Origin of the sequence: Nocardia sp. NBC_00416, from assembly GCF_036032445.1 — a bacterium.
In the GTDB taxonomy this organism is placed as follows: domain Bacteria; phylum Actinomycetota; class Actinomycetes; order Mycobacteriales; family Mycobacteriaceae; genus Nocardia.
The window spans coordinates 2,529,329-2,546,268 of the sequence record NZ_CP107932.1 but is presented as its reverse complement, the minus strand read 5'-3'; the positions used below and the strand labels follow the sequence as shown (position 1 = coordinate 2,546,268).

Below are 16,940 nucleotides of genomic sequence, written 5' to 3'. Positions count from 1 at the left end.
CCCGCCTCATCCGAGCACCATGGCGTGCGCCGGGGCGGGACAGGGCAGATCCGCCCACTGCTCGTGCCGGATGCCGGCGAGCGATCCGGCGAGCGCCATGATCGTGTTGGCGTGGGTGACCACCACCAACCGCCCGCTGGACCGGGGCGACCTCGCGGTGTGCGCGCGCAGGACGGCGACGGCCCGTTGCGCTACCGGGACCAGTCCCTCACGGCCGTCGAACGGGCCGATCTCGCCGGATCGCCAGCGGGCGAAGCCATCGGGGCTGGCAGTGGCCACCTCGGCCCGGGTGCGGCCTTCCCATGACCCGAGGAACTCCTCCCGCAGACCCCTGCTGAGGATCACCTGCCCGGGATCGATCCCGGCGGCGTCGGCGACGGCCTCGGCGGTCTGGCGGGCACGGCGGAGGTCGCTGCTGAGGATGATCTCCGGCTGCGGGTAGCGCAACGCCCGGCCGAGCTCGGCGGCCTGGGTGCGTCCCGCCGCCGACAGCGGGACGTCCCGGTGACCGCAGAATCGCCCGGCGTGCGACCATTCGGTGGCGCCGTGCCGAGCGAGGACGACCTCCCAGTCAGGTACGGCCACCGGCGCCGCCCGACACATCGATGGAACTCCCGGTCACATAGGAGCAGAGCGGTGACAGCAGCAGCGCCGCGACGGGCGCCACCTCGTGCGGTGCGCCGAGACGACCGAGGAGCACGCCCCGGCGGTTCGCCTCGGACGCACACCAGTCCGCAAAGGGCTCGGTGGCTCCGGCGGCCTCGTAGCGGGCGTACTGGCGATCGGTCACGATCGCACCGAGACTGATCGCATTGACGAGTACCCCCGACGGCGCCAGCTCGACGGCGAGCGATCGGGTCAGATTGGCCACCGCCGCGCGCGCCGCGCTGACGGCGGCCATATCCGCCTCGGGAGCGTGTGCCGTGACGCCGTTGACCACGACCACCCGCCCGGCATCCGAACGCCGCAGCGCGGGCACTGCGGGCGTGACCAGGTTCAGCACCGAGTTCACCTTCACCCGGAACTGGTTCTGCCACTCCGGATCCGGGGTGGTGAGCACCCCACCCGAGCTGCCGGCGCCGGCATTGGCCACCACGCCGTCGAGCCGCCCGAACCCCTCGGCGGTCAGGTCGACGGCCCGGCCCAGCGCCGCCGTATCCAGTACGTCGACGGTCTGCGTCTGCAGCCGACTCCGGTGCTCCGGTGGCAGTGCGGCGCTCATCTCACGGAGCCCGGCGGCGTCCCTGGCACACGTGGCGACCCGGGCGCCCTCGCCGAGCAGCAGCTGGACGATCGCCCGCCCGATACCGCGGCTGCCGCCTGTTACGAAGTAGGCCCGTCCGGCCAGGCGAAGGTCCACTGTGCGTCAGGATCCCTTTCCGGAATTGGGCGGCAGGTGCTCGTCCAGCCACGCGATGACGGAGTCGTAGACGCGGCGCACCCCGGCATGGTCGTCCGCCGTGAGCAGTGCGTCGGCCACATAGTCTGACACTTTCGCGGCCCGCTGCGGCCGATCGAGTGCCCGGTCGTCGTGGCGTGCCGTGAAGCGCACGACCCCGGGGAGATCGCATTCCAGTCCGTCGGGGAGCTGCCGGGGAGACCGGGGGAGCACCAGGTCGCCGTAGCGGCGGCGGGGATCCGGCAGCGCGCGCGCCACCGGCACGGCGCAACCCGCCTGGCCGAGACAGGAAGCCTGCTCCAGGTCGATGCCGAGGGATGCCCGGGCCATCGAGTTCACATTGCCACCGCCGGTGCGGCAGGCGATTTCGCAGAGCATCGGGCCGTATCGGGGGTGATCGAAGAGTTCGCAGTGGAAGCTCATCGTCTCCGCGGCGGCAGGCAGCGCGCGCAACAGCCGGGTGAGATATGCGCGCGCCGCCGCGACCCGCGGGTCGTCGGGGTCGAGCAGCAGGATGCCGTGCGGTTCCAGGTCCACCAAGGAACGCAGACAGGTCGTGGTGTAGGAGCCGACCATCACGGCCGCGACTTTCCCGGACCGCATCAGCCCGTCGACCGAGAGCATCGGCGCCTCCACCCACTCTTCGACGAGGTAGTCGGTGGGGTCGTCAGAGGTCAACGCCCGGGTGTGCATCCAGGTTTCGATCTCGGACCGGCTGTGCAGCACGGTGATATCCACCGCTCCCGATCCGTCCACCGGTTTGACCACCACGCCGCCGGGATGGCTGTCGGCGAAGTCCATCAGGTCGGAAACCGACTCGACCGGCCGGTGGTCCGGAACGCGCAGTCCTGCCCGGCGTGCCAGCGATTTCATGACGGACTTGTCCCGGAACGCCGTGGCCGACTCCAGGCTCTGACCGGGAACGCCCAGGTGCGCGCGCAACTCGGCGGCCCGGACCACATCACACTCGCTCAGCGCGACGATCCGATCGAAGGGCCGCCTGTCGTGCTCTGCGCACAATGCCTCGTCGACGGCGCGGTTGCGTTTCCACTCCGCGAAGAGCCGGGGCACGGTCGGGTAGCTGTGCTGTGCGCTCTTTACAAACGCGCGAGCGGCGGGGGTGTCCTCAGCGAAGAGCACCACCTCTGCGTCCGCATGCGATAGCCAACGGTCGTATCGGTAGGTGGCCAGTGGTTTCTTCGAGAGCACGGCCACCCGCCGCCCGCTCTGTCGCGGGAGGGCGGGCGTCAACTCGACCATCGGCACTCCTCGGCCCACCATCGGGTGGTCTCGGCGATCCGGTCCCGCACCTGCTCGGCTGTGTCGGCATGGACCGAGACGGCTGCCGCCGAGTGCGCGGCGTACTCGGGTCCGCGCGCGAGAGTACCCGGGGCCATGTGTAATTCGATCCGCGCTCCCTCGATCGGACACGTACTCGAAGGCGGATGGAATCGGCCCCGGCCGGGCGGGAAGACTATCCAGCCGCCGGCGCGGCGGGGCGCGGCGGGTTGCTGCACCAGCGCCGGGTCGAGTCCGCATTGCCCACGCAGGTTCTCGCGGGACAGATGCACACCGAAAGCGTCCTGATAGGTGCTGGCGACGAGGGCGCCGCCGGTCCGTGTGGCGACTTCGCACAGCACGGGTCGCCCGCCCTCGGGTATCCACGCCTCCAGGTGAAAGCTCGTCGGGAACGGCGGTGCGGGCAAGGCGCGGTGGACGTCGGCGGCGAAGCGTTGCAGCAGCGCCGTCCGCGGGTCCTCGGGCGAGAGCAACACGCTGGACAGCTCGGATTCCGCCAGGGCCGCCTCCGCATTTCCGCTGTTGTACCGGCTCGGCCAGCAGTGTGCGATCTTCCCGTCGACGATCAGTCCGTCCACGTGAAAGAACGGAGCATCGATGTACTCCTCGGCGATCCACCGGCCCGCACGCTGTGGCGCGGCCGGCAGTTCTCCCGACGCCAAGAAGGCTGTGACATCCGGGCCGCTGCGCAGGATGCGCACCCCGATGGAGGCGGAACCGCGTCGCGGCTTGACGACTACCGGCAGGCCGACCTCCTGGATCAGCTCGACCAGATCGGTGGGCCGGTCGACCGCCCGTAACCGGGGCACGCCGAGCCCGGCGGCTTTCGCCGCGGACTTCATGATCAGCTTGTCGCGATAGGCGCGTGCGGACCCGAGCGATTGGCCGGGCACACCTAGCCTGTCGCGCAGCCGGGCGCAGCGGAGCACATCGTCCTCGCTCGAACTGGCGACGAGACCGACTCGATGTTCGCGCGCGGCGCACTCGGCTGTCCATTCGGTGGACCACGACTGGTAATTCGACACCGTCCGGCAGTCGAGGAACCGGGCCCGCACGTCCGCCCGGACCTGCGCCACCGCCGCGGGCACAGTGACCAGAACCGTATCGGCTACGACCTCCTCGAGCCACTCGTGCAGCGGGCGCTCGGCGAGCGGCTTACGTGAGAGCAGCAGGATCTTCTCCGGCACCGTCTTAATCGGTGCCGACGACATCGAGCGGCAACAAGTTCGCCGGCTTCCAGTCGGGCGCGGGATTCACGACACCGGTCGGCGACGACCAGTTCAGTCGCGCCGGGCACGACGCGACGCCGTGCTCGTCCATGATCTGCGGGTAGAGCTCCCGACGGCGTGCGACGCAGGCGAGCAGGCCGCCGTCCTCGGGGAACCAGCTGCCCAGGTATTCATCCGAGAAGTTGCACACCAGTGCGTGACCGCAGGGCTCGCAGTAGATCTTCGCGACGTTGGCGCAGTCCTTGACGGTGAATCCCAGATTCCGCGCGGGCGGATAACAGGAGACGGTCACCTCGGGTCCGCCGGGCTCCTGGATCTCCTCGTACAGCTCCTCCATGATTCCGGTGAAGCGGTCGAACAGCGGTGCCGGGCTCAGGCTCAGCTCGGTCTGATTGGCCGCCGCCAGCCCGGACGGAATCCACGGCTTGATCTGTACGACGTCGACGCCGATTTCGCGCATGATGCGGTAGATCTTCGGCGCCTCATCGAAGTTGTGCTTTCCCAGTCCGATTCGGATGAAGACCCACAGGCCCGCTTCCTTCGCCAGCCGGATATTCCGCAGGATCAGCTCCGCGTCGTCCGATTTCGAGCCCTTCATCAGCGCCGCCAGTCGCGTCGCGTCGGCAGTGTTGTAAGTGACTTTCACCCCGGCGAGTTTCATATCCACCAGCCGGGCGATCCGCTTCGCGTTCAGTAGCGTGCCGTTGGTCACCAGCCTGGTGGTGACCCCCCGCTCGCCCAGTGGTCGGAACACGTCCTCGACCAGATCGAGTGCCATGAGCGGTTCGCCGCCGGTTCCGTAGACCGCTTCGGGCTTCTCCGGTTCAGTAGGTGAATCGATCCAATCGAACAACGACTGCGCGAAGCGGCCGGTATCCAACGGATTGAGCCGCTTTCCGATGTAGTCCTCGTTGACGCAGAAGATGCAGGACCGATTGCATCCGTCGAGAAACTTGACTTCGACGCCGTCGGTGGGGATGTACTCTGCCAAACCGGTCTGCGGGAAGTTCTCGACTCGGAATTTGCGGTACCTGTCCATTTGTGCGCTCGAATCGTCTGGCATGCTGAAAGACCTTCTCCCGGAATAGATTTCAGCTTTCGCAACGTTGTCGAGCAAGGCTACAGATCGGTCCGCTCCGTCCTCTCCCATTGATGGGAATAATCCAGCGGCATCGCGCGGGCATCCCGTAGAAGAAGGTCCCGGCGCGGCTTCGCCGGGGTTGGTCCGGCGGGATTCTGAAACACAGATGTTCTCCTCGCGAGCCCGCTGCGGAATATCGAATATTCTGCGGAGGGTGATCTGATTCGGCGTCACCGAAACGCAGCTCTGGAGCCTGATGCTACGAGCGCGGCCCACTGGTGGAAATAGGCCGCGAGACCATACTTCCGGATCGGGGTTGTGAATTATGCACACCCCGAACGGTTCCCGCTTGCTTCCCCGTGCGCGACGCATATCACCACTGAGTCGCGGAACCTCGAATCTCCGGCCACTGTGCACTTCTCACAACGAGCCGCCGAAATTATGGACGCAGGGGCCGTTTCCCACGCGGAATCCGCGGGCTACATTGTCCACCAGAGTTGATCGAAGTGATCCAGTCCGGACCGTTGCGACAATGTCGTGGCCGCGGCCGGCGAGATCGGCGTATTTCCGTCTCGGCACCCGACTCGGTCCGTTCTCCTGATCGAATCACTTCCCCGAACTCTTTGTCGTTCTGTGTCATCAAGAGGAGAGCAGTGCTTGCTTCACCGCGGGTGAACTTCCAACGGTCCGATCCACCGAATCTCCCCGGGGCTCCGCGGAAAAGCAGTACTCGATGACGAGAACCCCGCCGCAATGGGCTGCGCATTTCCATCCGTCCGCTGGCGTGCCGTATCCGGCCGTCGGTGCGGTGACCTCCGGTATCCCGGAATTCGGCGACCGCGGGGTCGTCGGCGGCGACAGCGACTGGATGTGAAAGGTTTTCTATGGCCATCACGGACATCAAGGCGTTCGCCCATCTCTCCGAGGCAGATGTCGAGTCGTTCGGGCGTGAGCTCGACCAGATCCGCAGTGATATCGAGCAATCGCTCGGCCAGCGGGACGCCGACTATATTCGCCGCGTCATCAGGCTCCATCGCGGCCTCGAGGCGACCGCGCGCTTGTTGCTGTGCGCCGGGCGATCCCGGGTGCCGCGACTTGCCGGAACCGGGGCCTTGGCGGCCGCGAAGATCATCGAGATGATGGAGCTCGGCCACAACATCAGTCACGGTCAATGGGATTGGATGAATGATCCCGAAATTCATTCCAGCGGCTGGGAGTGGGATTTCAGCGGCCCGACCGCCCACTGGAAGCGTTCACACAACTATGTCCACCACACCTACACCAATGTGCTGGGCCTGGACGACGACCTCGGATTCGCGGTACTGCGGATGACCCGCGACGAGCCGTGGCGTCCGATCCACCTGTTCCAACCCGTATCGAGTCTGGCCATCGCGGCCCTGTTCGAATGGGCCATAGCAGTCCACGACTGGGCAGTCGAGCGCCGCCAGACCGGTGTGCCGCGCAGCAGACTGCTGTCGAAGCCGAACCGCGAGCTCGCGCACAAGATCGCCCGCCAGGCCGGGAAGGACTTCCTGCTGTTCCCCGCGCTGAGCGGGCGGGGGTTCAAGTACACGCTCGCGGCCGGTGCGGCAGCATTGCTGCTGCGCAACCTGTGGTCCTACACGGTGATCATGTGTGGACATTTCCCCGACGGCGCCGAGAAATTCACCACCGGACAGTTGGCGAAGGAGACTCGTGGTGAGTGGTATCTGCGGCAGCTGCTGGGAACCGCGAACTTCGACGCCGGCCCGGTGCTGGCGTTCATGAGCGGCCATCTCTGCTACCAGATCGAGCATCACCTGTTTCCGGATCTGCCCAGCAACCGCTACCCCGAGATCGCGGTGTGTGTTCGCGCGTTGTGCGACAAGTACGACTTGCCGTACACGACCGCTTCGCTGCTCGACCAGTTCTGGCTGACTCACCGCACCGTCTGCACACTCGCGCTGCCCGATCGGTTTCTGCGCCGCACCTCCGACGACGCCGCCGAAACCAGATCCGAACGGAAGTTTCTCGGGATCTCCCGGGCCTCGAACGGCCGGTCCATATGGCAGTCGGCCGATCCGATCACCGGCGCACGGCGTGGGCTCCGCACCGCGTTGGCCGCGGCCGACGCATCGAGGCGGCCGGCGGATCGCCTGTGGGACCGGCTGTTCCCGCGGCGTGGGTCCACGCCGGTTGCCGGTGAGCGCTGATCGACAGAGTGGAAGGACAGTCAGTGACAGAGGAACGGCCCGTGGTCCGGATTCTCGCCGGCGTGGCCGGCCGGAGCCTCACCGTGATGGTGGGGATGGCCACCGGTGCGATGGATGCTCTCGCCGCCCGCCGCGACCAGATCGGCCGACCACCCGCCCCCGCGTTCCAGCCCGTCGTGGTGGGGGTCAGCGGTGGCGCCATCGCGGCCGCGACGATAGCGATGGGGATGACTCGCGACGAGGTGCGCCGGCTCGCGCTCGCTCATCCCGAGCGAAATGTGATGGGCGAGAGGAGTATGCGTGCGCTGGTGACCCGACGTGCGTTATACCCGCGGGCCCGGATTCGCGAGCTCGCCCACGCCATCGTCGGTGACCGCACGTTCGCCGATTTCGTCCTGGACCCGAGTTCGTCCGGGCAGCCACCGCACCGAGTGGCGTCGTCACTGTTGATACCCGTCTATTCGGCGAAGCACGGCACACTGCTGCTGCCCCGTGACCTGCCGAAGCTGGGGCTGTCAGATCTGCCGGTCGTGGATGCGCTCATAGCGGCCACCCGTATTCCGGGGGCGCTGCCGGCGGCGCCGGGACTGGAGGACGTCTTCGACGGTGGCTGCCAATACCGGGTGCCCCTCGACATTTTCGCGCCGCATCCCGCGTTGGTTCTGGACCTCTACGGACCGCAGCCGTACGACAGCCGCGGCGGACTGCTCTTCCCTCTCCTGCATCCCTCGTTGCCGGTGATTCCCCATCGCCCGCGACCGTTTCACGACATGGCGCTGCGCGAGTCGACCATTTTCGCCCACCAGCCCTACGGCGCCGCGCTCAAGGCCCCGGTGCGATCGGCCGAAGAACTGTTCGATACCGGTTGCGACGTCGCCGCGACCTGGATCCTTTCCCGCACCACCGAGCAACTGCTCGATATCGTCGGTCCGGATGTTCTCGGATTGCCGGAGGACAGCGTCGCGGCCGGCTGAGCCCGTTCGAATCCGGCTGCAGCGGGCGTGACGGATGTGCCACCGAGAGCCGCGCGCGATCGTCTCGCTCGGCCGCGGTCACCGGTGAGCGCCCCGGCGGTTCCGGGGGCGGCGCGACGATGTCACTGCCACCTGGGGCGGCGGCCGGTCCTCCTTCGAGTCGCACCGCCTCCTGCCCTGGCGGACCCGGACCCCCGCTCAGGACGGTGGCCGGAGCACATTCCTCCCGAGAAAGCGGCAGATACGCAAGGCCAGCGCGATATCCAGCTTCTCGTGCCCGGTCGCGCCGCCGCGGGTGGCTTCGACGGCTTTGGTGATGCGGTATTTGACAGTGTTGCGGTGCAGGATCATCTGCTGCGCGGTGTGCAGATGGCTTTCACCGCTCTCGTAGAAGGTGCTCAGCGTATCTCGTAATGTCGCCGCCTGATCGGTGTCGTCGGCGAGTCCGCCGAGCACCTCGCGCACCCATTCGCGGGTCGAGTCCAGGTTTTTGGCCAACAGCGATACCACCGCCACGCCGGGATCGCCGAACCCGATCGTGACGGGAGCCGACGGTGTCCCCGGGATCGTGGCTACGAAGTAGGCGGCCGCGGCCTGCTGCTGGGAGCGGCGGAATCCGTCGAGTCCCGGGCTCGGCAGTCCGATGGCCAGCCGCACCCCTTCCGGCAGGCCGGTCACCGATCCCAGTTCGGTGGCCTCGACAGCCGGCTGTCGGCCGAACGGGATCCATACCCATAGCGTGCGCCGGTCGATGGCGGTCACCAGCGGCGCGCCGTCGGCGCGTAATACGTGTGCCAGTGTCCGTGTCCCGGAATCCAGTAGGGACAGTGCGCCGGCCTCGTCGTTGCCCGTGTACCACAGGATCACCGCCAGATGAGTCTGGTCGAGCCGGTAGCCGGTCTCGGACTCGAATACGGCCGGATCCGGGGCCGTCGCGGACAGCAGGGAATGCACCGTGGAAGAGTGCACATTGCCGCGGGCGTTCGTTCGCCGCATACGTTCGGTCTCGTAGGTTTCGAAGACGTACACGGTGATCCAGTCGGTATACGCGTAGACGAGTTCGGTGAGCCGTGTGAGCACGGCCAGTCCCAGTGGTGTCGGCAGACCCCGTCGCCCCACCTCGTCATGGCAGATTCGCATCATGACGTTCTGGCCCATGTGATAGGCGCGCACCAAGAAGTTGGACGGTATCTCCCGCTGTGCCATCCGCCGCGCGTATTCGACCGACGCAGTCGGGGGTTGCAGGTGATCGACCGGGATATCGCTGGCCAATAACTCGATCATGGTCGCCACATTGGCGTGGATACTGGCGGCCCGCAGGTCCGCCAGTGGCGGATCGTCGCGGGTGTAATCGATCTCGTTGGTGATCCGCCGGGTCATCACTTCGGCGATCTCCGACTCCCGCGCGCGTAACCCCGCCCCGATCTCCATGACCAGCGCGGAAGCCCGCGTCGGTGTCGGCTCCGGCGGCGGTTCGGGCCCTCGCTGTGGTGGCAGTGCGGAGAGGGTCATCGCGCCGGGCCTTTCACAGTAAGGGAGAACGACTCGGCCGCGGACCGACGAACCCGGAAGGCGGTCTTCCACCCCGCCGGCGCCCGCCGGGCCGGGACCTCGGTCCAGGGCTGCCCGTTCATCCGCCGCGGACCGAGCCGCGGCAGGTCCGGCGCCGAGAGCGCACCCGCCGCGAAGATCTGTTTTTCGACCTGCACCTTTACCAATTTTTCCGAATCCGGGACAGCCACCGCACCGAGGGACAGCGACCCTTATCGCTCGCGTAGTCAGCGTAAACCGAGGCTAACCACCGATTCGAGGCCTGGGAATGGGTCGAAGGGCCACAATCGGACGAGGGCGTGGTGCAGATTGCACAAATCGGGGTGTGGCGTTGTGGCGAATACGCCGCGGTCTACTCCTGGCTGGACCGTGCCGAGCTGCCCCGGCGGGGAGCCAGGGCCGACCGGGAACGCGAAACTCGACCCGGTCGGTAGTGCGGTGCGGGCCCGGACCGGCCGTACACCGGTTCGGCAGATCCGCATCGTCACCGAGGCCGCGGGGAGGTATCCGTGGCTCGGCGCAGGACACTGGCGCCGAGGAGGCGGCACGCCTGCAACGCCAGTGCCACGTCGATTCTGTCGTGCGGGACCGCTGGTGCGGGTCACCTCGACGGCCTTGGCGATGCGGTACTTGACCGTATTGCGATGCAGCGTGAGCGTCTGGGCGGTTTGCACATGGTTATCGCCGGTGGCGTAGTAGGTGCTCAGCGTATGGCGCAACGTCGCCGCCTGTGCGGTGTCCTCGGCGAGATCGCCGAGGACCTCCTGTACCCATGATCGAGTGGCGTCCAGGTCGGTCGCGAGCAGGGAGATCACGCCCACCCCGGGGTCGGCGAAGCCGACCGCGGAAGACAGGTCCGGTGCTCCGGGTACGGTCGCGACGAAATAGGCGGCCCGGGCCTGTAGATGCGAGCGCCGGAACCCGGCCGGACCGTGGCCCGGCAATCCGACGGCCAGCCGAACCCCCTCGGAGAGATCGCACGTCGAACGAATTTCGGTGACGTCGGCTGTCGGCCGTCGGCCGAACGGCAGCCACGCCCACACTGTCCGGCGGTCGATGGCTGTCACGATCGCCGGGCCGTCGGTGTGCAGCAACGGGCCGATAGCGCGTACCCGGGTTTCCAGCAGGTCCAATGCGCTCGCCTGTTCGGGTCCCTCCCGCCACAGGATGAGCGCCAGATGCTCCCGGCCCAGCGGGTACCCCGTCTCGTGTTCGAAAGCGGAGATGTCGGGATTGTCGGCGGAGAGCACGGAGTGCACAGTGGAGGACCGCACACTGCCGCGCGTGTCCACCCACCGTGTGCGCTCGGCTTCGTAGGCGTCGAAGACGTACCCCGTGATCCAGTCGATATAACCGTAAATGATCTCGGTCAGCCGTTCGACGACCGCCAGGGCCAGGGGCGCGGGCAGCTCGCCGCGGTCGAGTTCGCCGTAGCAGATGCGGAGCATCTCCTGCTGTCCCATGTGGTAGGCCCGGACCAGAGAGTTCACGGGAACCTCGCGCTGGGCCAGCCGGAGGGCGTATTCGACGGCGGCCGGGTCGGGTTCGAGGCGTTCGATCGGAATATCGTTGATCAAGACGTCGATCACCGTGGCCACGTTGCCGGCCACACTGGCCTCGAGCATGTCCAGCAGCCGCGGATCGTCGTCGAGATGGTCGATGTCACGCGCCATCAGCGCGCTCATACCCGAGCTGATCTCGTCTTCGCGAGATTTCAGCAAGCGCGCGATCTTCGCTATGACGGCCACGACGTCGCGATCGGTCGTGCCCGGCGTTCGATCCGGTCGGCGCGGTGCCGCCGGCATGTGTGAAGACGTCATCCGTGATGTTCTTCCTGTTCGACCCGCGGGGTGCGGTTCGCGGGCAGTTCGACACCGCTGCCGACCACGAACGCGGCAATCACGCGGATGCTTCGATGACCGCCGGAAGAGGTGCGGGCAGGGGCGGATCCCGCGATCCGGCCTGCTCGGCGGCGGGTTCGGGGCAGTGCCCAGCTATTCATGGCTGCGAGTGTAAGGGCCCGACCCGGGTGTTCTCACCCGCTGGATGAGTGGTCGTCCACCACGCGAGTAGTGGATCCAGGGGCGTGGGGGTGGGCGTTCAGCGGGCCTGTCGATCGCTGCGCGCCCTGCTGCATTGCCTCTTCGGCGAATTCGACGCGCTGGAGGCCGTGTGCGTTGAATACTCGTGCCGGGCAGGCCGAGGAGAACGGGCGCCCTGCCGGTGAACGACCATCGACGGCCGTCCGTGCGGCAACGACCATCACGATCACAATTCTGCGGAGGACACCATGAACGACGACGTCACCTCGTACATCGATAAGGCGCTGCCGTGGCAGATCGAGGTGTGTCGGCAGTTGCGCGGCATGATCCACGACACGATCCCGACGATCGACGAGCAGATCCAGTACGGCAAGCCGCACTTCTCGAAGAACGGTCGGCACGCCGCGGTGATCAACGTGGCGAAGAGCAAAGTGTCGTTCATGGTGTTCAATGCCTCCGAGGTCGAGGCGGTCAAGGGAGTGCTCAGGTCCATGGGCAACGGCGAGCGGAAGACCGCCGATATCGTGGAGGGGCAAGATGTCGATTACAACCTGCTCGCCGAGGTCCTGGCGAAGGCGAGCAGCGGCCTCTGAGCGGACCCCGCGTAGTGCGCCGTCCCCGTCCGCGGGCCACTACCGCCGGTGTGTTCTAGCAGCGGTTCACAGGCGCACCCGCGACTTCGTGTCCGATACTGCCAGGGGCAGGCGGGGAATCAGAGAGCAGCTCTACCCCTGTTGGATTTCCACCAGCACGACCTCGTTGCCCTGGATCGAATAGTCGAACCCGATGCCCTGGGATTCGCAGATCTCGGCGAGGTATCCGATGACTTCACCGAATCGGGGGTCCTCGGGTTCGAGGAATTCCGGAACCGAGTTCGTGCCGATGTAGGCGGGCCTGAATCCGCATCGGAGGACCCCCTTCTCGGAGATCCGTGCTGTCACGGCGACGGTTTTGCGCGAGTCGAACGGAAAGTTGTACGTACTGTCGAGATCGACCTCCCACCCCGGATGCAGCGCTTTGAGCTCGAGGAAGCTCGGTCGTGTCGCGTGCTCTTCGGTCATGGGCAGATCCATGGCGAAGTTGCCGATGCTATAGAAAATGGCTTTGCCCCGGTAGATCTCGATGGGTTTGAGAATGTGGGCGTGATGGCCGAGGATCAGGTCCGCACCGGCGTCTATCGCGTGGTGGGCGGCGGTGCGCTGGTATCGGGCGAGTGTCGCGGGAACGAAGTGCAGGCCCCAGTGCATCGATACGACGACGGCGTCCGCGTCCGCCCGCGCCGCGGCGATATCGGCACTCATCTGCTCGAGATCTTCGGGGAACGGAAACGTGTGGATGGTGCATCCGGTGCCCGGCTGGTCACGTTCGATCTGCTCGTAGACGGTGTGGGCGCGCAGCGGCGCACAGCCGGGCCGGCGGTCGGTCGCCCAGTAGCCCTCGGGGAGAATGCTGCAGTACGCGAGGAATGCCGTGCGGACTCCGTCGACCTCGACCGTTCGCACGCGCCGGGCGCTCGCCAGGTCGGGACCGACCCCGACGACCGTGGCGCCGCTCGCCTCCAGTGCGTCGATGGTGTCGTAGAAACCGTCGGGCCCCCAGTCCATGCAGTGGTTGCTCGCCCAGGACACCACACCGAAACCGGCGTCGCGCAGCACCTCCGCCGTCGCGGGGCTGCTGCGCGCGGTATGGCGTACGTGTGGCACCCGGGTGCCCCGGTCGGTCAGCGCGATCTCCAATTGGCAGAAAGCGATATCGGCTGCCCGGAGCACCGGATGAACCGATTCGAACAGTTCGGCGGGATGGTCGCGTTCGGCCCCGACGTCGCCGACCGCGATGAATTCGATTCCGGTCATCTGTGCGTCGCCTCCTTCTGAATATGTCGTAGCGCGGCGCCGAGGGTCACCGTTGCCTCGTCGCCGGCCGTTCGATCGATCGCGTCGAGCAGGTCGGCGCCGGCTTCGCCGCCGAGAATCGGTGAGGTCAACCGGTGGAATTTCGCGGCGATCTGGGCGACCGACATGGCGGCGGCGGGGGTTCCCGGCGCCGCCACCGTGACCGATGTGCTCGGTGCGGCGACGAAATCCACGCGTACCTGTGCGAGCAGGCGGTCCGGGAAGTTGCGTTCGGCCACTTCGTCGGCGTACACGCTGACCCGTTCGGCGAGTGCCGAGACCTGGTGCCGGCGTCGCGGTGAACCGGACAGCTCTGCGTAATCGTGTGGATCGTTACCACCCATCACGATCATGGTGGCCACGGCGTGATGCACGCTCAACTGCGCGGAGGTCAGGGTGTCCGGTCGCGGGCCGATCGATCCGACGTGCGCGAGTGTCGCTCGGTCGAGACCGATGTGGATGCGGTCGATATCCTCGATCGGGGCACCGGACTCGAGGATCTGGGCGATGCCCGCCAGCGGCGCCTGCAGCCCGCCGCATACACAATAGGCTTTGACGGCGAGTTGATCCGTGTGCCAGATCTGCCCGATTCCGGCGCTGACTCGCGCCGGGTCCGCGTCGACGGAGAAGGCCCGCAGATATCCGCGTTCGCCTTCGATCGACCGGGCCGGCGCCGTGCACCCGTGCGCGGCGAGTCCGGCGGCCCGGATTCCGCCTGCCGCGGCCATGCCGGCATGAACGCGTTTGATGTCACTGCCGCTGCGCGTGAATTCAGCGGTGCCGCCCGCGGACGAGGCGGCGATGCCGAGGGCATGCGCCATTCGATCGGGGTCGAGTCCGCGCAGGCGACCGGCCACGGCCGCCGCGCCGACGACACCGAGCACACCGGTGACGTGAAAACTGCGCGCGCTGGTCAGCGACGGCGTGGTGACTGCGGCGAGGCGCAGCACTATTTCGTACCCGATCGCGACCGCCGTGCGGAACTCACGGTTGGAGGCACCGACCTCCTCGGCGACGGCGAGCGCGGTGGGAACCACCACGCAGCCGGGATGGGACAGCGCGGGTATCGCGTAGTCGTCGATCTCGAACCCGTGTGCCGCGGTGGCGTTGATCGACGCGGCGAACTCGGGTCGCAGGCCCGTCCGTACCCCGACCGCGCTGCTCGCACCCGGCGCAGATTCCGCTACCGCATAGGACCGGACCGCGTCGGTCCACGGTTGGCCCGCGCCTACTACGACTGCGCCGATGGTGTCGAGCGTGTGGGCGTGCACGCGCTGGGAGACCGCGGCCGGTATGTCGGCCGCGGTCGAGCGCACGGCGAAACTCGCCAGATCACGGGTGACTTCACTCATGCGGCGACCTGCGGCGCGAAATGGCACGCTGCCGTGTGTTCCCGATCAACCGACCTGAGCTGCGGCACCTCGCGCGCGCAGATGTCCTCGGCCATAGGACATCTGGTACGGAATCGGCAACCACTGGGCGGGTCCAGCGGTGAGGGTACTTCTCCCGCCAGAGCAGGACCAGGCGGTGGGGCCTCGGGATCGGGCACCGGACTCGAATCGAGTAGCGCCCTGGTGTACGGATGCGCGGGCCGACTGTAGACCTCGGCTACCGGGCCGCACTCCACAATGCGTCCCAGGTACATGACCGCTACTCGATCGCTGATCGCGCGAACCACGGAAAGGTCGTGCGAGATGAACAGCAACGCGAGTGCGCGCCGGGATCTGAGGTCGTCGAGAAGATTGACGACCTGCGCTTGCATCGAGACATCCAGCGATGCGACGGGTTCGTCACAGACGATGAGCTCCGGCTCGAGTGCGATGGCGCGGGCGATGGCGATGCGCTGACACTGGCCGCCCGAGAACTGGTACGGCCGACGGTCGCTCACCTGCACCGGGTCGAGTCCGACCGCCGTGAGCGCCGCGTCGATCCGGGTGTCCAGATCCCCTTTCCGGCCCGCGATGAGCAGCCCTTCCGCGACCAGATCGCGCACGCGCCGGCGCGGATTGAGGGCCGCTTTCGGATCCTGCAGGACCATCTGTAATTTCGGTCGGTAGCGGCGCATCTCACGTTCGCCGAGCTGCGCGAGGTCGGTCCCGCCGAACAGTACGCTGCCCGAGTCCGGTCCGGGCAATTGCAGTATCGAGCGTCCGACGGTGGACTTTCCGCATCCGGATTCACCGACCAAGGCCAGTGTCTCTCCGGGATCGATCGACAGGCTGACATCGGAGACCGCCTGGAGCACGCGCCCCTTGACGTTGTGGTTCTTGACGAGATTGCGGACCTCGAGCAGTGTCATCGCGATTCCTTCGCGGCAGCGGATGCGGGATGAACGCATCGATGGCGTCTGGTGATCGGGTGTGCCATCGGTGGAACGGCCTGCCCGCAATCGGGGCGGGCGGCCGGGCAGCGGGGGGCGAACGCGCAACCGGGTGGGAGCCGGGCCGGGTCGGGCGGGGCCCCCTCGATCACGTGCAATCGTCCGGTCGAACCACGGTCGACCCGCGGAATGCTCTCCAGCAGTGCCTCGGTGTACCGGTGCCGGGGCCGGGCGAACAATTGCGTGGTCGGTGCCTGCTCGATGATCTCACCGGCATACATGACGGCGGTGTCGTGGGTATGCCGGGCGACCACACCGAGATCGTGGCTCACCAGGATCATCGCCATCCCGCGGGCGCGCACCAGTTCGGTGAGCAGTTCGAGGATCTGTCGCTGCACCGTGACATCGAGTGCGGTGGTCGCCTCGTCGGCGATGAGGAGTTCGGGGTCGCAGGCCAGGGCCGCGGCGATGGTGATGCGCTGGCGGAGACCGCCGGAGAACTGATGCGGATAGAGCTTCAGCCGGGTTCGCGCGTCCGCGACGCCGACCTGCGTCAGTAGCTCGATCGCGCGCTCGGTGGCGGCGTTGCGGCTCAACGGCAGGTGGTGACGGATCACTTCGACGATCTGCCGGCCGATCGGCACCACGGGATTGAGTGCCATCATCGGATCCTGGAACACCACTCCGATGTGTCTGCCGCGCAGTTGTCGTCGTCGGCGCGGGGTCAGCGAGTCCAGGTCTGTTCCGCGGAACCGTATCCGGCCCTCGCAGTGCACTTCGCGCGGCAGCGAGCCCGAGATCGCCTTGGCGAAGGTGGATTTACCGCAGCCGGATTCACCGACGAGGCCCAGGATCTGGCCGGGTTCCAGGACGAGCGAGACATCGCGTACTGTGCGCAACTCGCCACGAGCCGACGGAATCGTGCAGGACAGCCCGTCCACTTGCAGGGTCGGAGTCATCG

At 67.1% G+C, this 16,940-nt stretch carries 17 protein-coding genes; 4 read left to right on the top strand and 13 right to left on the bottom strand.

All coding sequences use genetic code 11. From position 1 onward, the window contains the following. Window positions 1–6: 6 nt before the first annotated feature. Genes OG804_RS10450 through OG804_RS10430 form a run of 5 tightly spaced genes read right to left on the bottom strand, consistent with a single transcriptional unit; the run spans window position 7 to window position 4,990 of the window. On the bottom strand, window positions 7–585 hold the full coding sequence (locus OG804_RS10450) for a histidine phosphatase family protein (protein WP_328396356.1): 579 nt from the start codon (window positions 583–585) through the stop codon (window positions 7–9). Then, window positions 572–1,360 carry an SDR family oxidoreductase gene (locus tag OG804_RS10445; RefSeq protein ID WP_328396354.1) on the bottom strand — a complete coding sequence of 263 codons (789 nt, stop codon included), beginning with the start codon at window positions 1,358–1,360 and terminating at the stop codon, window positions 572–574. The genes OG804_RS10450 and OG804_RS10445 overlap by 14 nt, the downstream gene beginning before the upstream one ends. A gap of 6 nt (window positions 1,361–1,366) precedes the next feature. Beyond that, a complete protein-coding gene (locus OG804_RS10440) occupies window positions 1,367–2,659 on the bottom strand; it encodes an ATP-grasp domain-containing protein (RefSeq protein ID WP_328396352.1) in 1,293 nt (430 codons plus the stop codon). Continuing rightward, entirely contained in the window at window positions 2,647–3,885 is a 1,239-nt protein-coding gene (locus tag OG804_RS10435) for an ATP-grasp domain-containing protein (protein ID WP_328396350.1), read from the bottom strand. The genes OG804_RS10440 and OG804_RS10435 overlap by 13 nt, the downstream gene beginning before the upstream one ends. A gap of 4 nt (window positions 3,886–3,889) precedes the next feature. Then, window positions 3,890–4,990, bottom strand: coding sequence for a radical SAM protein (locus OG804_RS10430; RefSeq protein ID WP_328396348.1), 1,101 nt, complete (start codon window positions 4,988–4,990; stop codon window positions 3,890–3,892). Between the two features lie 751 nt (window positions 4,991–5,741). Between OG804_RS10430 and OG804_RS10425 the strand changes: the two genes are divergently transcribed. The 3 genes from OG804_RS10425 to OG804_RS10415 are packed head-to-tail and all read left to right on the top strand — an operon-like array spanning window position 5,742 to window position 8,174. Beyond that, the gene (locus OG804_RS10425; RefSeq protein WP_328396346.1) at window positions 5,742–5,882 is read left to right on the top strand and encodes a hypothetical protein; all 141 of its coding nucleotides are present in this window, start codon (window positions 5,742–5,744) and stop codon (window positions 5,880–5,882) included. Between the two features lie 10 nt (window positions 5,883–5,892). After that, window positions 5,893–7,200 (top strand): fatty acid desaturase family protein, encoded by a 1,308-nt coding sequence (locus tag OG804_RS10420; protein ID WP_328396344.1) that lies wholly within the window; start codon window positions 5,893–5,895, stop codon window positions 7,198–7,200. 23 nt (window positions 7,201–7,223) lie between these two features. Next, window positions 7,224–8,174 (top strand): patatin-like phospholipase family protein, encoded by a 951-nt coding sequence (locus OG804_RS10415; protein WP_328396342.1) that lies wholly within the window; start codon window positions 7,224–7,226, stop codon window positions 8,172–8,174. A 198-nt stretch (window positions 8,175–8,372) separates the two neighbouring features. Here OG804_RS10415 and OG804_RS10410 read toward each other — a convergent pair whose 3' ends face one another. From OG804_RS10410 to OG804_RS10395, 4 genes are all read right to left on the bottom strand, one after another. Beyond that, the gene (locus OG804_RS10410) at window positions 8,373–9,686 is read right to left on the bottom strand and encodes a PucR family transcriptional regulator (protein WP_328396340.1); all 1,314 of its coding nucleotides are present in this window, start codon (window positions 9,684–9,686) and stop codon (window positions 8,373–8,375) included. Beyond that, window positions 9,683–9,883 (bottom strand): hypothetical protein, encoded by a 201-nt coding sequence (locus OG804_RS10405; RefSeq protein ID WP_328396338.1) that lies wholly within the window; start codon window positions 9,881–9,883, stop codon window positions 9,683–9,685. Before OG804_RS10405 ends, OG804_RS10410 begins: the two co-directional genes overlap by 4 nt. Window positions 9,884–9,952: 69 nt before the next feature. Further along, a complete protein-coding gene (locus OG804_RS10400) occupies window positions 9,953–11,446 on the bottom strand; it encodes a PucR family transcriptional regulator (protein WP_328396336.1) in 1,494 nt (497 codons plus the stop codon). A gap of 95 nt (window positions 11,447–11,541) precedes the next feature. Continuing rightward, entirely contained in the window at window positions 11,542–11,727 is a 186-nt protein-coding gene (locus tag OG804_RS10395) for a hypothetical protein (RefSeq protein ID WP_328396334.1), read from the bottom strand. A gap of 288 nt (window positions 11,728–12,015) precedes the next feature. Here OG804_RS10395 and OG804_RS10390 point away from each other — a divergent pair, with 288 nt between their 5' ends. After that, a complete protein-coding gene (locus OG804_RS10390) occupies window positions 12,016–12,360 on the top strand; it encodes a DUF1801 domain-containing protein (RefSeq protein ID WP_328396332.1) in 345 nt (114 codons plus the stop codon). A gap of 132 nt (window positions 12,361–12,492) precedes the next feature. Here OG804_RS10390 and OG804_RS10385 read toward each other — a convergent pair whose 3' ends face one another. Genes OG804_RS10385 through OG804_RS10370 form a run of 4 tightly spaced genes read right to left on the bottom strand, consistent with a single transcriptional unit; the run spans window position 12,493 to window position 16,938 of the window. Beyond that, the gene (locus tag OG804_RS10385) at window positions 12,493–13,620 is read right to left on the bottom strand and encodes a CapA family protein (protein WP_328396330.1); all 1,128 of its coding nucleotides are present in this window, start codon (window positions 13,618–13,620) and stop codon (window positions 12,493–12,495) included. Continuing rightward, the gene (locus tag OG804_RS10380; RefSeq protein ID WP_328396329.1) at window positions 13,617–15,011 is read right to left on the bottom strand and encodes an MmgE/PrpD family protein; all 1,395 of its coding nucleotides are present in this window, start codon (window positions 15,009–15,011) and stop codon (window positions 13,617–13,619) included. Before OG804_RS10380 ends, OG804_RS10385 begins: the two co-directional genes overlap by 4 nt. Then, window positions 15,008–15,958, bottom strand: a complete 951-nt coding sequence (locus OG804_RS10375) for an ABC transporter ATP-binding protein (protein ID WP_328396328.1) — start codon at window positions 15,956–15,958, stop codon at window positions 15,008–15,010. Before OG804_RS10375 ends, OG804_RS10380 begins: the two co-directional genes overlap by 4 nt. Beyond that, window positions 15,955–16,938, bottom strand: coding sequence for an ABC transporter ATP-binding protein (locus OG804_RS10370; RefSeq protein WP_328396327.1), 984 nt, complete (start codon window positions 16,936–16,938; stop codon window positions 15,955–15,957). Before OG804_RS10370 ends, OG804_RS10375 begins: the two co-directional genes overlap by 4 nt. Window positions 16,939–16,940 lie beyond the last annotated feature (2 nt).